This is a genomic window from Permianibacter aggregans (assembly GCF_009756665.1).
GTDB classification, from domain to species: Bacteria; Pseudomonadota; Gammaproteobacteria; order Enterobacterales; family Permianibacteraceae; genus Permianibacter; species Permianibacter aggregans.
Genome location: NZ_CP037953.1, coordinates 3,723,555 through 3,746,373, shown reverse-complemented (window position 1 = coordinate 3,746,373; position 22,819 = coordinate 3,723,555). Strand labels below are relative to the sequence as shown.

The following is a 22,819-nucleotide window of genomic DNA, read 5'->3' as shown; positions in this document are numbered from 1 at the left end:
AAGAACCGTCGTATCTTGCAGAAGAAACTCCTGAAGCTCACGCATAGAATATCCTTATGGCTGCTCATTGATTTAATGCAGGTCGCGTAATCGTACGAATGTCTTCATGTTGCAGCAAGCCAATTGTTGGTCGAGCTACTGATTAGCAGCAACTCAGGCAACCTCTGATACCAGGCCGCCCTCCTACCAACCCATGCGTGCGATTACGCTACGCTAATCGCACCTACTTTTAAATTTGCAAAAGAAAAGGCCCGTACGGGCCTTTTCTTTAATCTTACATAATCGACTTACGGATCAAACCTCGCGGTAATCGATAATCCCGAGAACGGTTGCACGGCGTTCAAGGTGATATAGAACCACTGACCGCCGGGCGGTGTCGCGACCGATACCGATTTATTGTTACCGGAACCAGTAGCCGCCCAGTGATAGTTGCCCGGGCCTGGCCAGTCGCCGGCTTTGACATACAAGTCGGCTATGCCGGTACCGCCGCTGGTGCGTATCGTCAGGTTACGTGCACCGCGTGGCACCCACATGGCGATATACGCATTGCTGCTGCTGGATAGACCGCTGATCGTACAACCGTTTTCCAAGCGATCGTTACGTTCGCAGGCGCCACTGCCACCACCGGTTGTTACCGTCGCTTTCAACGAGGCGTTTTGGAAAGCCGCGTAAGCATGCAACGAAACGTAGTAACGACCGGCCGGTGGATTGGTGTAGAACGCACTCTCATTATTACCACTGAGGTATGGGCGCTTGTCGTAGCTGGTCAAGGTCGGTTTGCTGCCGTATTTGACATACAAATCGGCGTCACCGCTGCCGCCGCTGCTGACGAGATCCAGGCGTGAAGTATTGCGCGGCACATCGATATAGAAATGCTTCCATTCACCTTTCGCCGCGGAGACCGTAACGGCCTGGCCAGAGACCAATGCGGCATCGCCACCCGGCAATGGTGGTGTGCCACCGGTCGTAGCGGTTTGCACCCAGGCAGCGAATTCGCTGTTGTACTGCGTGCCGATGTTGTTGATGTAGTTCTGATAACCGTCGTAATCACCCTGACGCCAGAGCTGCAACATTGCATCGATATCACCGCGATGTTTCTCGTTCATGAAGCGCACAGCCATATAACCCCAGCGATACGCGCGGGCCACATAGTCGCTCATGCTGTAGGTATTGGCGAAAATTTCCGACAGGCTGTAGCGCACGGTTTTCGCTTCATCAATCGCATCTTGATAATCATTCTTCTTGGCCAGATACTCGGCGGCACCTTCTATCCACCACACGGTTGGCTTGGAGACAGACTCCGAGAAATCGCCATAAAGATTGAAGCGACCATCAAGATAATGCACGTATTCGTGTTCCAGATTCCAAATCACGAAATCCGGACGCAACCACGATGCTTCGTGGGCGATAAAGCGCGCCTGATTGCCTTGCTGTGACGGGTCACCTTCCAGGTACATGCCACCATTATCAGTACCGATGCCATAGATGATGCCGGCAAAGCGATCGTAATTGGTGTAGTCATCGAACACGACCACTTCCAGCTGGCTGTTGTAATCATCAGCAACCGATTGTTGATTGTTCGGGAACATCTGATGAAAGTAGCTTTCCTGCGTCTGCATTTTTCCGCAGGTTTCCTGCAACTCACTGGCTGACATCTGCTGCACGCGCAAACGGATGGTATCGCTGCAAGTATGGGTAATGGTCAGTACCGCATTGGCAACGGTTTCCTCCAGATTACAAACACCGTATTCCGCACAGTTTTCGTTGTCGTAATACTTGACTGCCGAGGCCGCTGCCAACCAGAGATCTGCGCCAGGACCGTTCAAGCTGGTCTGGTTCAGCATCGATTTCACCAGCGGCTTTACCGTCGGCTTCTGACCTGCATACTGCAAGAAGCGATAGGCTTCGTTGGCGGCATCGGTCAATTGATACGCAAATGATGTTCCTTCCAATGCCGTACGATTGTTGGTCACAAAATTCGATAACGCCGTAGGCAGGCTGATATCGGTTTGTAGCGAAGCATTCTCGCCGTACTTGAAGTGCGCACGATAAAACACCGTCAGCACACCGGTAAAACCGGACGAAGCGGTATATTGCTTCAGCTTGTCTGCAGCGTTCGGTTGCGAGTTGGTATTGGTGAAACGCTGCACCAATGTCTTCATTCTTGGAATGAAGTGCATTTCCTTGTGCAGATTGGTGATCAGCGTCATCGTCTCGTTGGCGGTGCTGCTCGCGTAGGCGTTTTCGTTGAAAAGCGCCGGATTATCGATCAGCTTTTCCACTGCGCTGACTGAGCTGGCCGTGACGTCGTTCGCCGGCTCCGGGATCACCTCACCATAGGCCAGGTAATAACCAGCACGAAGATAAAGCACCAGGTTCGCGACATTGCGGCTGTTGGCTTGATAGCTCGGTGACAGTTGATTGAGCAAATCGGTTACCGCACGCATATTGCCGGCGCTGTAAATGATGTTGCCATCGCTGCTGTTGATGCTGAACAAACCGTAAGTGCACTGAACATCCGGCAGGCCAGCAATATAGTTTGCCAAGGTTGCGCCACTACGACTGCGAAAGCCCTCAATGGCATTGCAATCTTCTGCGGCATTCAAATTCAGGGCCGACTTGGTGACAAAAGACTTTTGCAGTTTTTTCGCCACCAGTTGCTGCTCTTCGCGGCTAGGCAGATCAAACTGCTTGCGATCGGCATCGACAGCGCGTTGCGTACGAAAATGTGGCTTGGGAGCTCCCTTGATAGGCGCTTCGGTCTGCTGGTCTACTACCGTTGAATGCTCATGATCCGGCCCAGCATAAGCCTGGCCGATCACCGCCATCGTCAATGACGCAAACAGCGCCATACGAAAGTGGTTCATAACCCCTCCATCGATTTTTGCTTAATTTGTCGAAGCCAACTCAACATCCCTCTCCCCGATGAGCAGCAAGGTTGTTTCCGTGACGGCCTCTTTACGCACTGCCACTCATCTGGCGAATGCTCCTTGACGCGATACCCGCAATCTCCCTTTGTACCGACGGCATCATTATTCTGTGAACGGCGGTATCGACATCGTCAGTGTGCGACCAGTAACTCATGATTGAATTGAAGGATTTCTTCGTCTGAATGCGGTTTTTGTTGCTATTTTACGCTTTTGTGAACAGCTAATGAAAACGTGGAAAAAGCAAAACATTTTTGGCGATTCAGTCTTGCCATTTTTGCTCCAGTTGCAACGACAAAGTTATAACTTGATCGTTTTCACGAAATAAAAAAGCCGCGCTTGAAAGCGCGGCGAAAAACGCGTACAGGGACGTGTACGCTACGGAGAGAATGACACGAAGCACATCAAACTGAACCCAGACCACACAAATTAGTTGGGTGTGTCATTCCCGCGAAGACGGGAATCCAGTTTCCATACGTAGCTCTGGATACCCGCCTTCGCGGGTATGACAATGTCCAATCAAGAGTGTTGAAACTCATCAAAAATCCACCGTCGCCGACAGATTGACGTAACGCGGTGTTTGCCATGCGGTCGGTTTGCCGTAGGTGGAATTGACACTGTAGGTTTCCGCTTCCGGGTCACCATCGACATCGTGATACTCATTCAACTGCGTTGCATGCTGCCAGTTGAACACGTTGATCACATCGAGTTTCAACGTCAGATCGGCGATACCGATGCTGAGCACATGCTGCAGACTGACATCAAAGCTCTGCACCCATGGCGTACGGCCACGGCTACCGCGTGGTGATGGCTCGAAACCGGCATAAAAGTTTTCCGCACCCCAGGCATCCCAGCAATTGTTCGGGTCGGTATGCACGTTGACGCAAGCGCCCTCATCCAATGGGTGATAACCGAACGCATTCATCGGTCGGCCCGATTGCGCCGAGTAGAACATGCCAAGCGCGGTGTCTTCGGTCAGTTGATAAGTACCCCAGAGTTTGAACTTGTGGCGGTGATCGTTCGGCAAGTAGCCGTAAGCGTGATCGGTTAACTCCGGCGAGTCATAGGAACGAGTCCAGCCTGGATCGCTTTGGTCATTATCGGAGCGCAGCAAGCCCTCGGTATTGCCTTCGCTCTTACTGTAGGTATACGAACCTTGCAAACGAAAGCTTTCACCGACTTTGCCTTTCCAGGTCAACTCCAGCGCTTTATACGTGCGCTCCATGACCGGGTAGCCGAGATACTCAGCAGGAATCGTCACTTCTTCCGGTGTGCCGTCACCATTCAGATCTTCAAGCATGCGCAGATCTTGGCCGGGATTGAACACACGCGCCATGCCGCCATTCCAAACCAGCGAAGACGTGTCGTAACCACTGCAATCGCGTCCGGTATCCGCACACCACGCCTCAACGGCATACCAGATCGCTGAGTCTTCAATCGAGCTCTTCAGATCGCGATAGATCAAGCGCGCACCGACCGTCCAATCCTGGTCAACCGCCCACTCGTAACCGAGCGACCATTCGTCCTCGTACATAGGCTCCATGTTCGTTGACGCATAGGCCCAACCCGGACGCAAGGTACCATCACCGTACGTGATCTGGCCGTACGGCGTACCTAGATTGGCAGTGCCATCGGCGTTGAAATCATTGATCGGGTAGTAGGTGTAGATGTTGTATTCCTGCGCCGTCATCCGCACGCCGGTGTTCTGCGCAATTGGTTGATAGTAGCGGCCAAAATTCAAGAACGCTTTATGATCGCCATCGCCAAATACGTCCCAGATGGCGCTCAAACGCGGTGCCCACTGATCATCGATCTCAACGTATTTCTCACCCTGACCAGTGTAATTGCTGAAAATTTCGTTACGCACACCGAGCGACAGCGTGACGGTGTCGGTCAACTGCCAAACGTCCTCGATATACCAGGCTTCCGACTCGCCACGGATATCGGCGACCGTAGTGAAAATGCGGCCACGAGCGTAATCGCCCGCTGGCACCGAGAACGCCCCGTTGTCGCCATTGGCGCTGAAACCAGTCGCGGTCGTGAAGTAATACAGGATCTCGTTCAGCGGTGCTGTCGGGCCGTGATAGTGAAAATCACGCCAGCTATCGATTTGTTCTTTGTCATAACCAAAACGCAGCGTGTGTTCATCCAGTTGCCATTCGAAATCAATGCGGAACACATCGCGCTCATCACCGTTGACGTCATCGGAAGTACCGATCCAATTGCCCACCGGCGTTGCCGAGCTGGTGCGGCTGTCATAAATCGGTGTCAGATTGGATGTGCCATCAACAGCGGAATATTCGTCCTTGATTTTGCCGAGCGTGGTCGAAAAGCTCAGCGTATCCGTCAAGCTGCCACGATAGCTGATGCTGGCAAATGATGACTCGCGCTCGCTACTGATGGGCCGCGACGGATTGAACGGGCCATTGATGACGTTGTAGCTGTATTGCGTGTTGGCGTGATCGGCTTTGCTATTGGCATACATGACGTTGATCGAGTGATCACTGAATAAATAGAAATCGATATTGGCAAACACCTGATCCCGATCACGCTCACTTGACCAATAGGTCGTGTTGATTGGGTCGCCATCATCGTCAAGCAATGCGCCAGGATTCGCATACGTGCTCTTGAACTGACTCGGCGCATAAAGCACGTAGAAGAACAAACGGTCTTCAATCAACGGGCCACTGAACGACATGCTGAGCTCGCGCCAATCACTGCTGTCTTCGTGATTGTTGATGATCAAATCATAGCGACCCTGATTGTCATACCAATTCAAGTCCGGCGCGGTTTCTGCCAAAGAACGCGGCTGATAATCGAATTTGACGCTGGCATGAAACTCGTTTGAACCAGACTTCGACACCAGGTTGGTGACGCCACCGATAAACCGACCGAACTGCGATGACACACCGCCAGTGATTACCTGCGTTTCTTTGACGGCTTCCCAGGGAAATGTTGTCCAGCCCATGCCTTTGCGCATATCGGTGATATCAAGGCCATTCAGGTAGTAACCGTTCTCAGCAGCTGAGGCACCAGAGATCGACGCGATATTGCCAAAGTCGCTGTCAGCGGCGGAACTGCCAGGCGCCATCAGCACCACTGAAGTGATGTCTTCGGCGACCGGCAATTTCTCCAGTTCTGCAGATGTCACCACCAAACCACTGGCAGCACTGGTCATGTCAATTTGCGCCAAGCGCGCACCATTGACGGTGATGCGCTCGACATTGCCGGCCGTCAAAGTCGCTTCCAGCGTTACCGTTGAGCCGACATTGATCACCAGCTTTTCCTGCTGAAGCGCGTCATAACCGCTTTTGCTTATCGTGACGCTGTACTGGCCAACGGGCAGATTTTTGAACACGTATTCGCCGGTGGTGTTTGCCTGCACTTCACGAGTAAAACCCTGCTCAAGGTGCTGCAATCGAACCACGGCATTTTCGAGTATTTCGCCAGAAATGGATTTGACACTTCCTTTCAGTTCGCCGGTCGGCGAGCCACTGGCGTAAGCCGGTACATGACTCCACAAGCAACTGCTGACGGCGGCCGCGACGAAGGCTTTTTTCCATCGCGATGAAGTTGTTTTACTTCGGTGATGCATTGCTGATTCCCCTGTTGTGCTGCGATAACGCACTGCCCTCTCGCAGGCGTTATTCCAAAGTAAACAACTTGGGGATTGGGTTTCTTGCGCATTATCTGCGCTTACATCAATGCATTGTTCATGAGCGATGAGGTGAATCAAATTAGAAGGGAACAGGCTTTACATTAAGGATTTTTGAGATGGCTTCTAGCATGTCATACCCGCGAAGGCGGGTATCCAGTGATTTTCAAAAGTTCTGGATTCCCGCCTGCGCGGGAATGACAGACGGCATTGGTGATTAGGTATTTGGCGCGCTCAATCCGTCAACCCCTTCACAATCACCCGATAAGATCGCGGACTCAGCCCAGTCACCTGACGAAACTGTCGGGTCAATGCACTCTGATCGCAAAAGCCGCATTCCATCGCAATGTCCGCTACCGTCTTTTCGGTATCGCGCAGCATTCTCGCCGCCGCATCGATGCGCGTTTTGATTATGAACTGGCCGGTCGTAATCTGGAAAATTCGTTTGATACGTCGATCCAACTGCGCCACGCTCAAGCCGGCAATACTCGCCAGCTCATCAAGCGTAATCGTTTCCGAATACTGGCTACGCACGTAATCCACGGTCTTTGACAGCGCTTCGTCGACAAAGCCATCTTTACTCGGTTCAATCAAATCTTTCGAGATACAAGCCAACCCGAGCATTTTTCCGTCGCGATCACGCAGCGGGTACTTGGTGGTCAAACACCAACCCGGTTCGCGATTGTTAAACACCGTCAGATCGAGGCTGTCGATCAGTGCCTGGCCGCTGCTGAACACTTGCTGGTCTTGTTCGTTGTAGCGGTCGGCCATATGGGCCGGGAATAAATCGTAGGCATTCTTACCAATCGCCTGTTGCTTGTGATTCAAACCACAGCGCTCAACACAGGCCTCGCTGATCACCACGTATCGGCCATCCATGTCTTTAATCGAAAACACGATGTCAGGCATCGCGTCGAACATCGCTTCGATGTACAGCGGTTCCGCTATCGCCTGCATGAAATGGTTACGCCAGTTTTTTATCGCGTCCGGGGTCATTACTCGCACTCCACTGAGATTGGCCCGATTGTCACTCTAGGGCTTTTCCATCGTCTTGAATTGTCGCATTGCCGCCCGTCGGCAGTGGTTTTGTTCAAGAAAGCATTTGGGCGCCCTATTTACACTGGATTTACTTGTTTTGCAGCCCTTTTGAGCGGAACCATGTCACAAGCCATACGCGTTATCGATTCCCATACCGGCGGAGAGCCAACCCGACTGGTCATCGACGGCCAGCCACCAGTTGTTGCCGAGAATGCGAAAGAAGCGCGTTACGTGCTGAATCGCCACTGGGACCACTACCGCACCGCCATTATCGACGAGCCTCGCAGCAGCGATATCGTCGTCGGTGCTTATCTCTACCCTTCTGCTCGCGCCGATGTCGTTGGCCAACTCGTGTTCTTCAACAATGTCGGTTATCTCGGCATGTGCGGCCACGGCACGATTGGCGTGGTGGCCACCTTGCGTTGGCTGAATCGCCTCAGTGCCGGCACGCATAAATTCGATACACCAGTCGGCGATATCACCGTCGAAGCCCACGCCGATGGCAGCGTCACCATTGCCAACGTACCGAGCTATCGCTATCGCCAAGGCGTTGCTGTCGATGTACCCGGTTTTGGCTTGTTGCATGGTGATATTGCCTGGGGTGGCAACTGGTTCTTCCTGGTCGAAGATCACGGTTTGCGTGTGCACTACGACAACATCACCACGCTGCAGCGTTGCGCCGAAAGTATTCGCGAAATCTTGCAACAAGAAGGCATTACCGGCGCCAACAACGAAGAAATCGATCACATCGAATTATTTGGCGCCGGTGACGATGACAGCGACAGCCGCAATTTTGTGCTCTGCCCTGGCCTCGCTTACGACCGCTCGCCTTGCGGCACGGGCACTTCGGCGAAAATTGCTTGCCTGGCAGCCGATGGCAAGCTGCAGCCACAACAACGCTGGCGCCAACAAAGTATCGTCGGCTCCTGTTTCGACGCTCGCTATGAAATTGATGCCGATCAGGTTCGGCCCTACGTGCGTGGCTCAGCACATATCGTTGCCGATGCCAGCTTGATTCTTGATCCGAATGATCCGTATTGCTGGGGCATCAGCAACGCTTTTCAACGCGGATAATCATCGTGAGTTCCACGTTTGATGTCGCGATTGTCGGCGCCGGAATTATTGGCGCCGCCTGCGCCGAGGCCTGCGCCGAACTCGGCATGCGTGTCGCGCTCTGCGATGCTGGCGCCATTGGTGCGGGCACTACAGCGGCCGCCATGGGCCATATCGTCGCGATGGATGACTCCGATGCGCAGTGGCAGCTCAGCAAGTACTCACGCGAACTGTGGCGCCAGCGCGCCGCCGCATTGCCCGCGTCAGTGGCCTGGCATCCATGCGGCACCTTATGGCTCGCAGAGAATGAAAGCGACTGGGCGACACTGGAACAGAAAACCGCATGGCTGCGCGAGCATGGCGAGCACTGCGAAGTATGGTCACGCCAGCAACTTCAGCAACATGAACCGCTGCTTTCCAGCGATTTGCTTGGCGCGCTGCGCATTCAAGAAGACGCGGTGCTTTACCCACCCACTGCCGCGCTGATGCTGGCCAATAATGCCGCACAACTCGGTGCAACGGTGGCGCCATACAAAGCCGTCACCCAAATCGACGCACCATGCATTCAGTTTGCCGATGGCGATCGCTGGCACGCCAAACACATTGTGATCGCCGCCGGCCTTGCCAGTAAACAATGGTGTCCGGAATTAAAGCTCGTAGCGCGCAAAGGCCATTTGCTGATCACGCCACATTTGTCATCATTGCCGATTCATCATCAGTTGGTGGAGCTCGGTTATTTGCACAGCGCGCATGGCCATCAATCCAGCTCGGTCGCCTTCAACGTGCAACCGCGCCCGACTTCACAACTGATACTCGGTTCATCACGTCAATTCGATAGCGCCGATAGCGAAGTGGAGTTACCGGTGTTGACGCAAATGATTCAACGCGCCAAACGCTTTATACCAGCGATAGAACAATGGCCGGTGCTGCGCACCTGGACCGGCTTTCGCCCTTGCACACCCGACAATCTGCCGTACATCGGTCAAACCGAACATTCGCTTTGGGTTGCCGCCGGTCATGAAGGCTTGGGGATTACCACCAGCCTTGCCACTGCCGCACTACTGGCCGCGCAAATTGGCGGGCAAACACCGGCTATAGACCCGACACCGTTCTACCCCACCCGCCATCGCCTGACGGAGCCGGCTCATGTCTGAATGCAAACCAACGCCAGCCATCGCCGTGCGAGTCAACAACGAAAAAGTGTTGCTGACAGAAACCTGCACCGTGCTGAACGCGCTATCCAAAACCTCGCAATTCGCTACGCGTATCGGCATACGCGGCCGACGCGGTCCCTGTTGCGGCATGGGTGTTTGCCAGGAATGCCGGGTACGCATCAACGGCAAGCTAGCCCTAGCTTGTTTAAGCTTTTGCCGCGACGGCATGGAAATCGTTACCGAAATGCAGGGGCCGGTTGATGAACGCTGCGGTTGAACGCGTAATCGCGGCCATGTCATTCGATGTCATTGTTGTCGGCGCTGGGCCGGCCGGCATCGTCGCCGCCAGCTTGCTGGCAGAGCAAGGTAAGTACGTTGCGGTCGTTGAGCAAATGAGTGTTGCCGGCGGCCAAATTTGGCGCAACGCCGCGCAGCGACAAGCGCCCAAAATCGCCTTGCGCTGGCTGAAACGATTCCAGCATCCGCGTATTCGCTTTCTGAATAACACCCGCATTGTCGCTTGCGATCAACAAGGCGCATTGCATGCCGTGCACGACAACGACGAAGCACTTCACCTGCGCGCCAACACGCTCATTTTCGCCACTGGTGCCCGCGAACGTTTTCTGCCATTCCCCGGTTGGACTTTACCGGGTGTCACCGGTGCTGGTGCGCTGCAAGTCATGGTTAAAGACGGTTTGGAAGTGCGCGATAAAAGCGTCGTCGTCGCCGGCACCGGGCCGTTGCTTTTTGCCGTTGCCGATACCTTGCTTCAGGCAGGAGCAAACGTGCAGGCCATTGTCGAACAGCGCAGTCGCTGGCAGTTGATTCGCTTTGCTGCTTCGCTATGGCGCTGGCCACGGCTACTTGTGCAAGCCGCAGGCATGCTCTGGCGGCTTCGCACAGTGCCACTGATGAGAAACGCCTGGGTCAGTGACGCCAGTGGAGAAACCGAAGTTAAGCGGTGTACGGTCAGCAACAATCAATCACGGCAAACCAGTTTCGATTGTGACTGGCTCGCCTGCGGCTATGGCCTGCTACCGAATCAAACACTAACGAGCGTGTTTGCAGCGCAAAACCGCAACGTCAACGTCAAGAGTTTTAGCCTTGGTGATTGCACCCAAGTTGCTGGCGTGAATCAAGCGATTGCCAGCGCCGAACGTTTAGCAAAACACCTTCTTAACAACACTACGCCAGCCAATGAAACGCCACGTTACGCCAAGTTATTGCAAAAGCATTTTCCGCTTCGCGCAGAACTATTGAAACTCGCCGATAACGACACGCTGCTGTGTCGCTGCGAAAGCGTGACGTTTGGCGAAGTGCGTCACTGCCACAGCATGCGTGAAGCCAAGCTGTATCACCGGCTCGGCATGGGCCGTTGCCAGGGCGCGATTTGCACGGTCGCTGCAACCACCATCTTTGGTTGGCAAACCTTGTCGCCCAAATTGCCGCTCACCCCTGCGCCGATGCGCGCGCTGCTTTCCGATTCCACTTGTTCCACACCATCCGACCATCAAGGAGTTATGCCATGAGCATAAAATGGACCGGCGTCATGCCGGCAATCACCACGCCGTTCAATGCCGATTATTCAGTCGACCACGGCTTTATTCGCCAGCATGTGCAATGGCTGGTTGAAAACGGCAGCACCGGCATTGTTCCCTGCGGTAGCCTCGGCGAAGGCGCCACCTTAACCAGCGAAGAAAAAATCGCCGTGATGAAAACCGTCGTCGATGCCGTTGGCGATAAAGTCCCGGTCATCCCCGGTATTGCGGCGCTTTCCACCCGCGAAGCCGTGCATCTTGCACAAGCAGCGGAAGATCTCGGCTGTCACGCACTGATGATTCTGCCGCCGTATGTCTACAGCTCCGACTGGCGCGAAATGCGCCAGCATATCGTCAGCGTCGCGCAAGCCACCGCCCTGCCCGGCTTGCTCTACAACAACCCGGTGGCCTACAAAACCGATTTCAGCCCTGCGCAAATCGCCGAGCTCGCGCGTGAGCTGCCACAAATTCAAGCCGTGAAAGAATCCTCAACCGACGCGCGCCGCGTCACCGGTATTCGCGAACTGATTGGCAACCGTTTAGCGCTCGGTGTTGGCGTTGACGATTGCTTGGTCGAAGGCGTCGACGCCGGCGCACAATTCTGGATTGCCGGCTTGGTCAATGCCTTCCCGAAAGAATCCGTCGCGCTCTATAACTACGCCATGCAAGGCAAAAAAGAAGAAGCGTTTGCCATTTACCGCTGGTTCCTGCCGCTGCTGCGTCTCGACACCGTAGTGAAGTTCGTACAACTGATCAAACTCGTGCAGCAAGAAGTCGGCATGGGTCATGAACGCGTACGCGCACCACGCTTGGAGCTGACCGGCGCTGAGCGTGAGTCGTGCTTGAATATTTTGCGCACGGCAATGGCAAATCGGCCTGCACTTTAAATACGAGCGATTAACAAATTCGGCCCGTCATCCCCGCGTAGGCGGGGATCCAGAACTGTTGATAACCACTGGATTCCCGCCTACGCGGGAATGACAAAGTAAAACTGAATTTGCTAGGGAAAGGCCTTATCACAACCCCGAAACTTGCTCTAATACCGTTAGCTGAAGCAATGGCAAATTAGCCCCTCCCCCCTCGCGGGGGAGGAGTTGGGGAGAGGGGGAAGAAATCCGCTCTAACCGACTTAACTACGACGTTTTTTAGAAGTTATCTAACAAGTCCCCTGAAGCTCCGGGTATTTTTTAGATAGTTTCTAGTTCACCCTTGCAACATTTCGCGCACAGCACGTGCGCCTATTTTTTCGGAGAACGCAATGAACGCGACAAACTTTCACGGCACATCCTTTATCGGCTATCAACGCGGTGCCCAGCACGGCAAAAGCCAACAGGCGTTCAACCCGGCTACTGGTCAAGCGCTGCCTTGGCAGTACTTTCATTGCAGCGACACCGAGCGGGAAAAAGCTCTGGCACTCGCCGACGCGGCGTTCATTCCGTTCCAAAACAGTCGCCCCGAACAACGCGCAGAATTACTGGAAGCCATCGCTAACAATCTTGCTGCACAAGAATCGCTGATCATTGATATCGCCACGCAAGAAACAGGGCTACCAAGCGTACGCATCAAAAACGAACTGGCGCGCACCTGCTTTCAGCTACGCCATTTCGCCACGCTGATCCGCGAAGGCAAATGCTTTGATAAGCGCATCGATGCCGCCGATAACGCTCGCACACCACCCAAGCCAGAACTGCGCGCCGTTAAACTGGCCGTTGGTCCCGTCACCGTGTTCGGCGCCAGCAATTTTCCGTTGGCGTTTTCGGTCGCCGGTGGCGACACCGCCTCCGCACTGGCGGCTGGTTGCCCCGTTATCGTCAAAGCACATTCGTTGCATCCATTCACCGCCGAGATTGTCGCTGGCGTAATTAGCGCTACCTTGAAACAACAAGGCTGGCCAGAAGGCGTATTCTCGATGCTGTATGGCGCCGGCACCGAAACCGGCAAAGCCCTGGTGCAAGATGCGCGCATTAAAGCCGTTGGCTTTACTGGTTCTGAAAGTGGTGGCCGCGCCCTGCAGCGCTACGCCAGCGAACGCCAACACCCTATCCCGGTGTTCGCGGAAATGAGCAGTTTGAATCCGGTGTTTTTATTCCCACATGCACTCGACGAACTCTCCGATGAAATTGCCGGCGCCCTCGCCGCCTCCATTTGCAACGGCGTCGGACAGTTCTGCACCAAACCCGGTTTGCTTATCGCCCCGCGCGGTGTCGCACTGGACCGCTGCCTGGAAAAATTAAACGCGTTACTCACAGCCCAACAACCTGCCCCGATGCTTTCACAACAAGGAGCCAAACATTTCGCTACTGCCATCACCGCCGTGAAAGCGCACGCGAACACCGTAACGCATGAAGGCAAAGTCGAAGCGGCCTACGCATCACCATTCTTACTGACCGTCGATGCACAAGCCTTTATGAAACGCCCAGAACTGCAAACCGAAATGTTCGGACCCGCCGCACTCGTTATTGTTGCCGATCACGAAACCCAGTTCGGCGACATCAGCAACGTATTGAATGGCCAACTCACCGCCACCGTCTGGCAAACCGAACACGACGCCGAAGCCGTGGCAAACTTGTTGCCGCGCATACAAAACAATGCCGGCCGCATCGTATTCAACGGCGTGCCCACCGGCGTCGAAGTCAGCCACGCGATGGTGCACGGCGGCCCTTCTCCTGCCACCAGCGATGCACGCTTTACTTCAGTTGGTGCGATGGCGATTGATCGCTTCCTGCGTCCGGTGTGCTTCCAGAACACACCGACACATTTATTGCCGGAAATACTGCGCGACAAATAAGCACCCGTCGACGCGGAGGGTTTAGCCCCTCCCCCCCTCGCGGGGGAGGGGTTGGGGAGAGGGGGAGAATTACGCAATGACGCTAGATTCAAAGGAAAAACCCGTCATTCCCGCGAAGGCGGGAATCCAGAACCATCAAGCGATTAGGCGCACAACTGTTACGGACATAACTTAACTTGCGACTTACCGACACCATGCAAACACAAAAACCAAAACCAACAACCACCATCCTCACCCTCGACGCCGCGATCAACAACTGGTGGCAAGACGAAATGCGTTTCGCACCGCTCTATGCCAGCTACTGCGGTGTTCGGCAATACGACGACCAACTCCCCGACAGCTCCGAACAAGCCATCAAGAAACAAACCTTAAGCCGTCGTGAACACCTGCGAAATATTGAATCCGCGATCAAACTGGAAAACGGCCTCGACGAACTCTCGCGTCAAGTCGCGCTTTATCAACTACAAACCACATTGCGCTTAGCCGAAACGCCCGATCACCTCGCCCCGCTCGGTAGCAGTCATGGCCTCCACGTGCAACTCACCCGGCTATTACATCTAGCGGACTTGAGCACCGCCGAAGGAAGAGAAAATTACCTCTCGCGTTTACGCGGCTTACCGGTTTGGCTGGCGCAGCAACAACAACTCCTGCACAAAGCCCTGGAACGTCAGCAATACCCATACGCCGAAGCCTTACGCGCCGTGCCCATCGCCATTCGTTTTATGGCATCGGAGCAAGGCTTGGCACAAACCTTTGAGCCAACAAGCGATCAAGCGGTTAACGACACAGCGTTTCAACAACGCTTGCAAAACGTACTGCAAATGCTGGTCGCACCCGCACTGCAAACCTTCGCGGAATTTATCGAAACCGTTTACCTGAAACACAGCAGGCCCCTACCCGGCCTCTGTGCAATACCGGATGGCGAAGCCTGGTACCAAGCACTGATTCGCCAACATACCTCGCTGTCACTTACCGCCGCCGAAATTCACCAGATAGGCCTCGAAGAAGTCGCCGCCACACGCGAAAAAGCCGAAGCGATTTTGAAGGAATTGGGTTTACCCACCCCATTCGATAAAGGCATCGACGCCCTGCGTAACGACCCACGCCAATACGCGCAAACACCCGAGCAGTTGCTGCAATACGCCACACAACTCTGCGAGACCATCAATGCAGCCTTGCCGCGTTTATTCTCTCGTTTGCCGCACCTGCCCTTCCACGTAAAAGCCACACCGGCACAGCTTGCACCTGCCTACCCCAGCGGCTTCTACCTGGAGCCACCCGCCGACGGTTCACGACCCGGCGAATACTGGGTCAACACCCACGAACTGAATTCGCGCCCGCTCTATGTGCTGCCCGCCCTCACGCTGCACGAAGCCATGCCCGGCCACCACCTGCAAATTGCACTAACCCAAGAACGAGAAAACCTGCCGGCATTTCGTCGCTGCTTATTGAACACGGCTTATGAGGAAGGTTGGGCGCTATACGCCGAATCACTCGGCAATGAAATCGGTCTATACGATGACCCACACGCCAAACTCGGCTGGCTAAGCTATCGGTTATGGCGTGCCGCACGCCTCGTCATCGACACCGGCCTGCACGCCAAAGGCTGGACTCGTGAACAAGCTGTGCAATATCTGTATCAGCATTCGTCATTATCCAAACACGAAAGCGAAACCGAAGTAGACCGCTATATCACCTGGCCGGGACAAGCGTTGGGCTACCTGCTTGGGGAGCGGGAGATGCACGCTTTGCGTAGAGAATGCAGCCAACAGCTTGGTTTTGATTTGCAAAGGTTTCATGAGCAGTTGTTGTGTGAGGGGGAGTTGCCGTTGCCGTTACTGAGACGGAACTCAACTGACCGCTCAACAATCTCAGCCTGATGGACTGGCAGCGTATAACCGGTGATCTGTTAAATGTTCCGGCCAGAGTACAAATCCCGATCTGATAAACTTATTGCAACATTAATCGCGTTAATTGTTTGGTTCCGGCCAGAGTACAAATCCCGATCTGATAAACTCTGCGGATTTCCGGCAACTTGCGGAGGTAGTTCCGGCCAGAGTACAAATCCCGATCTGATAAACTAACGATTTGCGCAACACCATCAGCGCGAAGGTTCCGGCCAGAGTACAAATCCCGATCTGATAAACTAGCGCGAACACAACCCTGCGCGCGGTAGAAGTTCCGGCCAGAGTACAAATCCCGATCTGATAAACTCCTTTCTGAACATTGGTGTAGTGCTTGATGTTCAGGCCAGAGTACAAATCCCGATCTGATAAACTAACGCCGATCAAGACATGCGGTTTTCCTCGGTTCCGGCCAGAGTACAAATCCCGATCTGATAAACTGCGTCGTTTTGTTGTGCGCGATGCCGAAATGTTCCGGCCAGAGTACAAATCCCGATCTGATAAACTCACACCAAGCGGTGATACGTCGATTGCAATGTTCCGGCCAGAGTACAAATCCCGATCTGATAAACTATTTACCGATGCCGGTATCACCGACACGTAGTTCCGGCCAGAGTACAAATCCCGATCTGATAAACTTTTTGGCCGAGGCTGGCCTCAACGTTTCAAGTTCCGGCTAGAGTACAAATCCCGATCTGATAAACTTTGGCGACGAAGCGCCTCATCGCTGGTGATGTTCCGGCCAGAGTACAAATCCTGATCTGATAAACTCGAAGCATTGCGCTTGTTGAAGAGCCCAAAGTTCCGGCCAGAGTACAAATCCCGATCTGATAAACTGTGTCGCTTTATCATCACAATCCCCTTGTCGTTCCGGCCAGAGTACAAATCCCGATCTGATAAACTCTGCGAACAAAAAGAAACCCGCTGTTGGAGTTCCGGCCAGAGTACAAATCCCGATCTGATAAACTAGCCGGGGAGGGCATTCCATCAACGATAGTGTTCCGGCCAGAGTACAAATCCCGATCTGATAAACTAACTGTACGCGCTGTTTGGCGCCGGCTACTGTTCCGGCCAGAGTACAAATCCCGATCTGATAAACTGCCGCCGTTGTTGCTGGCGCGATGCTGTTAGTTCCGGCCAGAGTACAAATCCCGATCTGATAAACTCGAACGTCGCTGTCGGTCAAACCGCTACCTGTTCCGGCCAGAGTACAAATCCCGATCTGATAAACTTCGAAGTTTTGACCAAATGTTACCGCCTGTGTTCCGGCCAGAGTACAAATCCCGATCTGATAAACTCTTTAGGACCGGTTGCACGTCGCACGACTTGTTCCGGCCAGAGTACAAATCCCGATCTGATAAACTAATTAATTGTGGGCTGTACGCTTCAAAAGCGTTCCGGCCAGAGTACAAATCCCGATCTGATAAACTGCGTCAGCCCGTCGTTGTCAATAGTGCATGGTTCCGGCCAGAGTACAAATCCCGATCTGATAAACTCGATTCGCCAAAAATCACTAGATTCCCTAAGTTCCGGCCAGAGTACAAATCCCGATCTGATAAACTCCCGAACCAGTTCCTCTTCGGTGATCCCGAGTTCCGGCCAGAGTACAAATCCCGATCTGATAAACTCGAGACAGGATTAATACCGCGCTGCCGAACGTTCCGGCCAGAGTACAAATCCCGATCTGATAAACTCACTGGCGCGCTGAAATACGCGGCGCAATTGTTCCGGCCAGAGTACAAATCCCGATCTGATAAACTCCTGAATGACACCGTCGAAAACATCGATGCGTTCCGGCCAGAGTACAAATCCCGATCTGATAAACTAAAAAAAGCGCCTATGTAAAGCCTTCGCTGTTCCGGCCAGAGTACAAATCCCGATCTGATAAACTTAACTGTCGATAGCGCGCCAGTTACGCCGTGTTCCGGCCAGAGTACAAATCCCGATCTGATAAACTGCATGACGCCCAAAGCACTGGCGACGTGGCGTTCCGGCCAGAGTACAAATCCCGATCTGATAAACTTGCAATAAATCGAGGGAAAACCTGGCGGTTGTTCCGGCCAGAGTACAAATCCCGATCTGATAAACTGCGGCGGCTGTTGACTTCCACCTCGACATTGTTCCGGCCAGAGTACAAATCCCGATCTGATAAACTTTGAACACCTGCAACACGTCGAATATTGCCGTTCCGGCCAGAGTACAAATCCCGATCTGATAAACTACCCCTTGCTTAACTTATTGTTATGCAAGGGCTTTTTCATTAATCTCAAGAGAAAAATCATGATTCAGAACAGATTGAACTGTGATGGATTGCGGTTTTTCGGTTGCCGAACCGCGCCATGGAAGGAAATGATCCGCTCATATTGCTTGTCCGTGAACTGAAGGATATTGACCCGACCACCGTCAGGTAAAGCCTCTTCCACACGTTTGCAAAGGGTCTCGACCTGTGCGGAGCTGTAACAATAACGCATGTATACGCTGAACTGACTCATTTCAAAACCATAGTCCAGCAGCATAAGCCGAAATTGGGTTGCGGCTTTGCGCTCCGGTTTGGTCAGCACCGGCAAGTCAAACATTACAACCAACCACGTCATGCGAAATCCCGACAACATATCTCACATCAATTTATGTCATCTAACAACTCGTCTAGCACACCCGGCTCAGGTAGTTCCAGCTCGAAACGCTCTCCCACATAAACCTGCGCCAAGGATGTGGCGAGTTGCTGTATTGCGTGCATTAATGGTGTGCGCCCCTGAGGGCTCGCTACATCTTGGTATAGCACATAAACCAATTCTTGCTTGGTTTCGGGCGTAATGAACTCCTGACTCTTTTGGCATAACTTCCATACACAATAATCGATCAAGGGGCGAAAAGGCTCCATCAAATCATCTACAAGACACATGGCATTGCCGGCATTGTGATGATGCAAACCAAGTGTCGGGTGTAACCCCGCTGCAACCACGGCTCGAGCCATAGCAGCACGCAGTACGGTGTAGCCGTAATTCAACAGGCTATTTATGCCTTCAACTGTACGATCGCGGCGAAAACTGGTACCGAACAATAATGGCCAGTAACGTTGCGCGCCTTGGGCTTCAATATTGCCGCTATCGCCGCTACGTACTTTTGAAATTAATGCGGTAACTGGAGCCGTAGGCTTGCCTGTTTCCGCGAGTACCCAAGCCTGTTGAGCAAGTTTGGCGCGTACCAAGCAAGCCCAGAGCTGCTTCTGCAATGGCTTTGACGAGGACAATTGAGCTTGCATACGACCGGCCTGCAAACTGTTCCCTTCAATGGTCAATAGCAAACCGATTGCATTATGGTTGGCCGCACAGAGCACAAACGGTATACCCCGCTCAGCACAGGCAACCAAAATATTATTGGTGTAGCTGAGGCCATGAGCATTGGCGATGACGGCAGCGATATCGTCCAGCGGCACTCGCCCCATTTCCTGCCGATCAGCTCCTGTCGATTCAACCACCAGAAAGCCTCGCAACAACGACAGGTGTCGATGATCGTCGGCGATTTCTACAATGCGGCCAGGCAAGGGATTCAGTCCGCGAAGCCGGGATCGTGCAGCTCACCGGACGGCGAGATTGTCACCCTACGACCTCGCGCAGCATGTAGTGACCCGGCAGTTTTTGAAACGTAAGCAAAGAGCTCATTTTTGTCGCGATTGCGCTTGTCCACATTGGCTTCGTGTAAATCGCACATAAATATCTGACCGTTTGCGCTGATTTTGGCAACCCGCATCGTCCGAATATGATCATCAATCTCCAGTCGCACCGCATCATCAATCATCAAGCGCATGATCAGCGGCTGACCTGAGAGCGATAACTTTGGATCGCGAAGGCGTTTTTCTCCTTGGGCCTTCACGGTCTGATAGGCAGTGTACGTAGATATCACTTCTCCTTGCCAACGACCATTCTCCACTCGAACAATCTCAATGCAATAATTGCTGTTGCCATCGTAGCCTTTGTACGGTCGAGGAGAGCCGTTCTCGGTCACGCCATGACGAGGCTGGCCTGAACGATTACGCACATCCGGATTTTTGAACTCGATAACTTTCAGGCTTTTTTCGACTCGCTCGCGCTTTCCATCCAGCCATTTGTGATGCACGACCCGTCCATCACCCAGTAAGCCGTAAGCGGTATCGTTGTGCATTGGACCTTGGTAATTGTGGTCTGGCCGGTGACTGACCCAAATTGCATTTATCGCTCGTTTGACATGCTCGCGATAAGTTGGCCATGGCAACGGCATATGCTCGACCAATCGATCAAGTTGCTTTTCACGAGCCGAACGGGCCGCTTCTGAAAATTTCTTTAACATTCCCTGATCGGTGACGCCAATGACACAGGCATCAACGGCATGATGGCGATGGTCGTTTCGATTCTTCTCGCCATGTAGTCCGAGCACATCGTTCAAACCAAACTTGGCGCGCAGCAACGCCGTCATTTGTCCGGGAATGACTCGTGTACCTTGTGGACAGATCAACCTCAAGTACTCACGCGCTATTCGACTCAAGTAACGGGTGTCATTCAAGGCACGAGCAAGAAAGCCCGCATCGTCCTTCAACCAGCGCTGATAGCCATCAGGTGCGAATCGGTAGCGTTTCCCTTTAGGCATGCGTTCTGCCCGAGCCAGTATCTCCTGATAATCGAATCCTGCGATTGGATGTTCACCAAACGCCTGCCACGGCGAGCGATTGCCCTTCACACGATTGGCCATTCGCATTGCTACCGTTTTGTTGTTCAAACTGTCATCCAGTGTTTCCGAGAATGGCAGGATATGCTCAATTTCAACTTCCTCTGACAATAGTCTGTGTTTGCTGATCTGTTCGCCTGAATAGGGGCAGCGACGGTCAGCCGGGTCCGGACTCAGTTCCTCCCACAGGATCATCTTTTGTATGTCGGCCGTTTTGACGGCATGCTCTTCAATCTCCAATATAGCGGCGACCTCCTCGCGAAGTCGCTGATTCCGCCGCTGGTTTTCGGCTTGTCGTTTTTGTTCTGCCAGGCGATCTTCTCTACTTTGCTTAAGCTCGCGAGCCACTTCGACGATGATTTCTTGAGGAGGGCCATAACGTTTCAGCAAGGCGTTAACGACAACTCGAGTCTGATTGAGGCCAATATGTACGGTCGGGTTGGCGATGCGCCCATACCGCTTCTCCAGTACATCATCAGGGTTGCCTGTTCCAAAACCGACGTGACGTGTCAGATATTCACCGTAATAAGGCAGCTCTAAAAGGATTTCACCCGTTTTCTGAACATGATCAAGCGCGCTGTGGTGTTCAAACCCTGCTGCTTGAACGGCAGCACTGAATGGCAAAACGCTTTGCCGCAGCGCCGGCAATATTCGCGCCAATGCAGTTCGGCCAAGAGAACCATAACCTTGTGGCAATGAAACATCGGCAAGACGCTGCGCGCACGCCTCATCGATGCCGGTATTGGCAATCAACCAATCAATCAGCGCTTGCTCCTCTTCATCGGCAATCAGATGTTGAACAATCTCGTCTTGCAGAGACGAGTTGAAGCTGTGCCACTGCTCTCCAAAAAAATCGCTTTTGCTCAGCAAGGCAGCTGTAGCGTTACCTCTAATTTCCTGACGCTTGATATCTTCCAGATTAAATTTGGTCTGGCCATCCAGGCGCAACAAGCGGCGAATTTGATCGAAGCTCATCTTCGGTCGATGATCGAGCGCAGCGGCCAGCTGATCGCGCTGCTGAAGAGTCAACGCATATTCCTGCAGTGAATCGCCCAACACTCGCAAATTATTCAGCTCTTGATAGATGCGAACGCGCTGTGTACTCGGCAATGCCAATGGCGCCCGCTCTTCATCCGGAAGCAGCGTGCAGCGACCTGGACGAACCGGTTTCAACGGCCGTTGAAAAAGCAAAACATCTTTCAGTCGCCGTCGTGCTTCATCGGTATACCGGCTCGGATTTCGGGCAGCTTGGCTACGCCAGAGCGTGTCAAACTCTGCTTCGATCATTGTGCGGTCGATGTACAGATCGTATGATTTTTCGACTCGCGTCCGCCCATCTTCATGAATTTGTCGAGTTTCTCGATAACGGGCTCTCAGCGACTGACCGGCGCACTGACGCTGGAAGAGCCATTCCCCTACCGTGCGGCAACTGGACTCGTCCAGGTTTTGTCTGAGCTTCGACAGCGCCTGCTTCATCGCTCCACTGTCGTTGTCTTTTTTATCGGTTTTCCGGTTGCTCTTGAAGCCACGTCGTTGGTTCAAGTGAAAAAGAGCCCGAGCGAATTCATCTGGTTGAAGCTCTCTATCCAGCCCTTCTGCTCTCAAGCGGTAGGGATTCAGTGATTCCAATGCCTTACGTTCTAATGAGTCCGAGGGAAAAAAACCTAGCTCCGTAAGCACAGTAATCATACGAGCTTTGCGTTTTAAAAGACGATCACGCCGCCGCCTCATAGCGCGCGCTTCGCGGCGCGTGACGGCTAGAGAACTTCCATCTTTCGGGTTCCGACCGTCCGGGAAAATTCGAACACCTGCCTTAATAATCGCAGAAGGTTTGTTTTCCGCGTTTAGGCGAATCAACGCCCAGCCCAACGAGCTACTACCCAAATCCAGTGCAAGGCGGTACGGCATTTTCGAATCCAGCATTTGGTTTCCTTTTCGAATGGGTTGACGAGTTAGCCTCCTGACGATTAGCATCAGACCCGATATCAGATCGGGATTTGTGCTCTGACGCTAACAAGCTGAAAGATGCACCAGATGAAGAGGCCGCTACAAGCGGCCTCT

The 22,819-nt window shown here is 53.3% G+C and carries 13 protein-coding genes and 1 CRISPR repeat array; of the genes, 7 read left to right on the top strand and 6 right to left on the bottom strand.

From position 1 onward, the window contains the following. Positions 1–287: 287 nt before the first annotated feature. The 3 genes from E2H98_RS16870 to E2H98_RS16860 all read right to left on the bottom strand — a co-directional run bounded on the left by E2H98_RS16870 (position 288) and on the right by E2H98_RS16860 (position 7,578). A complete protein-coding gene (locus tag E2H98_RS16870; RefSeq protein ID WP_133592437.1) occupies positions 288–2,867 on the bottom strand; it encodes a M9 family metallopeptidase in 2,580 nt (859 codons plus the stop codon). Positions 2,868–3,465: 598 nt separating this feature from the next. Next, positions 3,466–6,522 (bottom strand): TonB-dependent receptor, encoded by a 3,057-nt coding sequence (locus tag E2H98_RS16865; protein ID WP_133592435.1) that lies wholly within the window; start codon positions 6,520–6,522, stop codon positions 3,466–3,468. A gap of 294 nt (positions 6,523–6,816) precedes the next feature. Beyond that, positions 6,817–7,578: an AraC family transcriptional regulator gene (locus tag E2H98_RS16860; protein WP_198325163.1), complete on the bottom strand. Its 762-nt coding sequence runs from the start codon at positions 7,576–7,578 to the stop codon at positions 6,817–6,819. Between the two features lie 162 nt (positions 7,579–7,740). Between E2H98_RS16860 and E2H98_RS16855 the strand changes: the two genes are divergently transcribed. The 7 genes from E2H98_RS16855 to E2H98_RS16825 all read left to right on the top strand — a co-directional run bounded on the left by E2H98_RS16855 (position 7,741) and on the right by E2H98_RS16825 (position 16,033). Then, positions 7,741–8,694, top strand: a complete 954-nt coding sequence (locus tag E2H98_RS16855; protein ID WP_133592433.1) for a proline racemase family protein — start codon at positions 7,741–7,743, stop codon at positions 8,692–8,694. Positions 8,695–8,699: 5 nt separating this feature from the next. Next, the gene (locus E2H98_RS16850) at positions 8,700–9,827 is read left to right on the top strand and encodes an NAD(P)/FAD-dependent oxidoreductase (protein WP_133592431.1); all 1,128 of its coding nucleotides are present in this window, start codon (positions 8,700–8,702) and stop codon (positions 9,825–9,827) included. Continuing rightward, positions 9,820–10,104, top strand: coding sequence for a 2Fe-2S iron-sulfur cluster-binding protein (locus E2H98_RS16845; protein ID WP_133592429.1), 285 nt, complete (start codon positions 9,820–9,822; stop codon positions 10,102–10,104). Before E2H98_RS16850 ends, E2H98_RS16845 begins: the two co-directional genes overlap by 8 nt. Continuing rightward, positions 10,088–11,356, top strand: coding sequence for an FAD-dependent oxidoreductase (locus E2H98_RS16840; RefSeq protein WP_133592427.1), 1,269 nt, complete (start codon positions 10,088–10,090; stop codon positions 11,354–11,356). The genes E2H98_RS16845 and E2H98_RS16840 overlap by 17 nt, the downstream gene beginning before the upstream one ends. Continuing rightward, positions 11,353–12,252 carry a dihydrodipicolinate synthase family protein gene (locus E2H98_RS16835; protein WP_133592426.1) on the top strand — a complete coding sequence of 300 codons (900 nt, stop codon included), beginning with the start codon at positions 11,353–11,355 and terminating at the stop codon, positions 12,250–12,252. Before E2H98_RS16840 ends, E2H98_RS16835 begins: the two co-directional genes overlap by 4 nt. Positions 12,253–12,623: 371 nt before the next feature. Then, entirely contained in the window at positions 12,624–14,153 is a 1,530-nt protein-coding gene (locus E2H98_RS16830) for an aldehyde dehydrogenase (NADP(+)) (protein ID WP_133592424.1), read from the top strand. A 194-nt stretch (positions 14,154–14,347) separates the two neighbouring features. Further along, the gene (locus E2H98_RS16825; RefSeq protein ID WP_133592422.1) at positions 14,348–16,033 is read left to right on the top strand and encodes a DUF885 domain-containing protein; all 1,686 of its coding nucleotides are present in this window, start codon (positions 14,348–14,350) and stop codon (positions 16,031–16,033) included. A gap of 35 nt (positions 16,034–16,068) precedes the next feature. Then, a CRISPR array of direct repeats spans positions 16,069–18,278; the repeat unit is 36 nt; unit sequence GTTCCGGCCAGAGTACAAATCCCGATCTGATAAACT. A 64-nt stretch (positions 18,279–18,342) separates the two neighbouring features. On the opposite strand, the gene cas2 is transcribed toward E2H98_RS16825, so the two are convergent. The 3 genes from cas2 to cas9 are packed head-to-tail and all read right to left on the bottom strand — an operon-like array spanning position 18,343 to position 22,681. Then, a complete protein-coding gene (cas2, locus tag E2H98_RS16820) occupies positions 18,343–18,633 on the bottom strand; it encodes a CRISPR-associated endonuclease Cas2 (protein WP_198325162.1) in 291 nt (96 codons plus the stop codon). Positions 18,634–18,677: 44 nt separating this feature from the next. Then, positions 18,678–19,601, bottom strand: a complete 924-nt coding sequence (cas1, locus tag E2H98_RS16815) for a type II CRISPR-associated endonuclease Cas1 (RefSeq protein ID WP_133592418.1) — start codon at positions 19,599–19,601, stop codon at positions 18,678–18,680. Between the two features lie 5 nt (positions 19,602–19,606). Next, positions 19,607–22,681 carry a type II CRISPR RNA-guided endonuclease Cas9 gene (cas9, locus tag E2H98_RS16810; RefSeq protein ID WP_198325161.1) on the bottom strand — a complete coding sequence of 1,025 codons (3,075 nt, stop codon included), beginning with the start codon at positions 22,679–22,681 and terminating at the stop codon, positions 19,607–19,609. Positions 22,682–22,819: the final 138 nt, after the last annotated feature.

Excerpts from the sequence above, each read along its gene's own strand:
- E2H98_RS16865 (WP_133592435.1), bottom strand. The coding sequence starts at position 6,522 with ATGCATCACCGAAGTAAAACAACTTCATCGCGATGGAAAAAAGCCTTC.
- E2H98_RS16835 (WP_133592426.1), top strand. The coding sequence starts at position 11,353 with ATGAGCATAAAATGGACCGGCGTCATGCCGGCAATCACCACGCCGTTC.
- E2H98_RS16860 (WP_198325163.1), bottom strand. The coding sequence starts at position 7,578 with ATGACCCCGGACGCGATAAAAAACTGGCGTAACCATTTCATGCAGGCG.
- cas9 (WP_198325161.1), bottom strand. The coding sequence starts at position 22,681 with ATGCTGGATTCGAAAATGCCGTACCGCCTTGCACTGGATTTGGGTAGT.
- E2H98_RS16855 (WP_133592433.1), top strand. The coding sequence starts at position 7,741 with ATGTCACAAGCCATACGCGTTATCGATTCCCATACCGGCGGAGAGCCA.
- E2H98_RS16870 (WP_133592437.1), bottom strand. The coding sequence starts at position 2,867 with ATGAACCACTTTCGTATGGCGCTGTTTGCGTCATTGACGATGGCGGTG.
- E2H98_RS16845 (WP_133592429.1), top strand. The coding sequence starts at position 9,820 with ATGTCTGAATGCAAACCAACGCCAGCCATCGCCGTGCGAGTCAACAAC.
- E2H98_RS16840 (WP_133592427.1), top strand. The coding sequence starts at position 10,088 with ATGAACGCTGCGGTTGAACGCGTAATCGCGGCCATGTCATTCGATGTC.
- E2H98_RS16830 (WP_133592424.1), top strand. The coding sequence starts at position 12,624 with ATGAACGCGACAAACTTTCACGGCACATCCTTTATCGGCTATCAACGC.
- E2H98_RS16825 (WP_133592422.1), top strand. The coding sequence starts at position 14,348 with ATGCAAACACAAAAACCAAAACCAACAACCACCATCCTCACCCTCGAC.
- cas2 (WP_198325162.1), bottom strand. The coding sequence starts at position 18,633 with ATGTTTGACTTGCCGGTGCTGACCAAACCGGAGCGCAAAGCCGCAACC.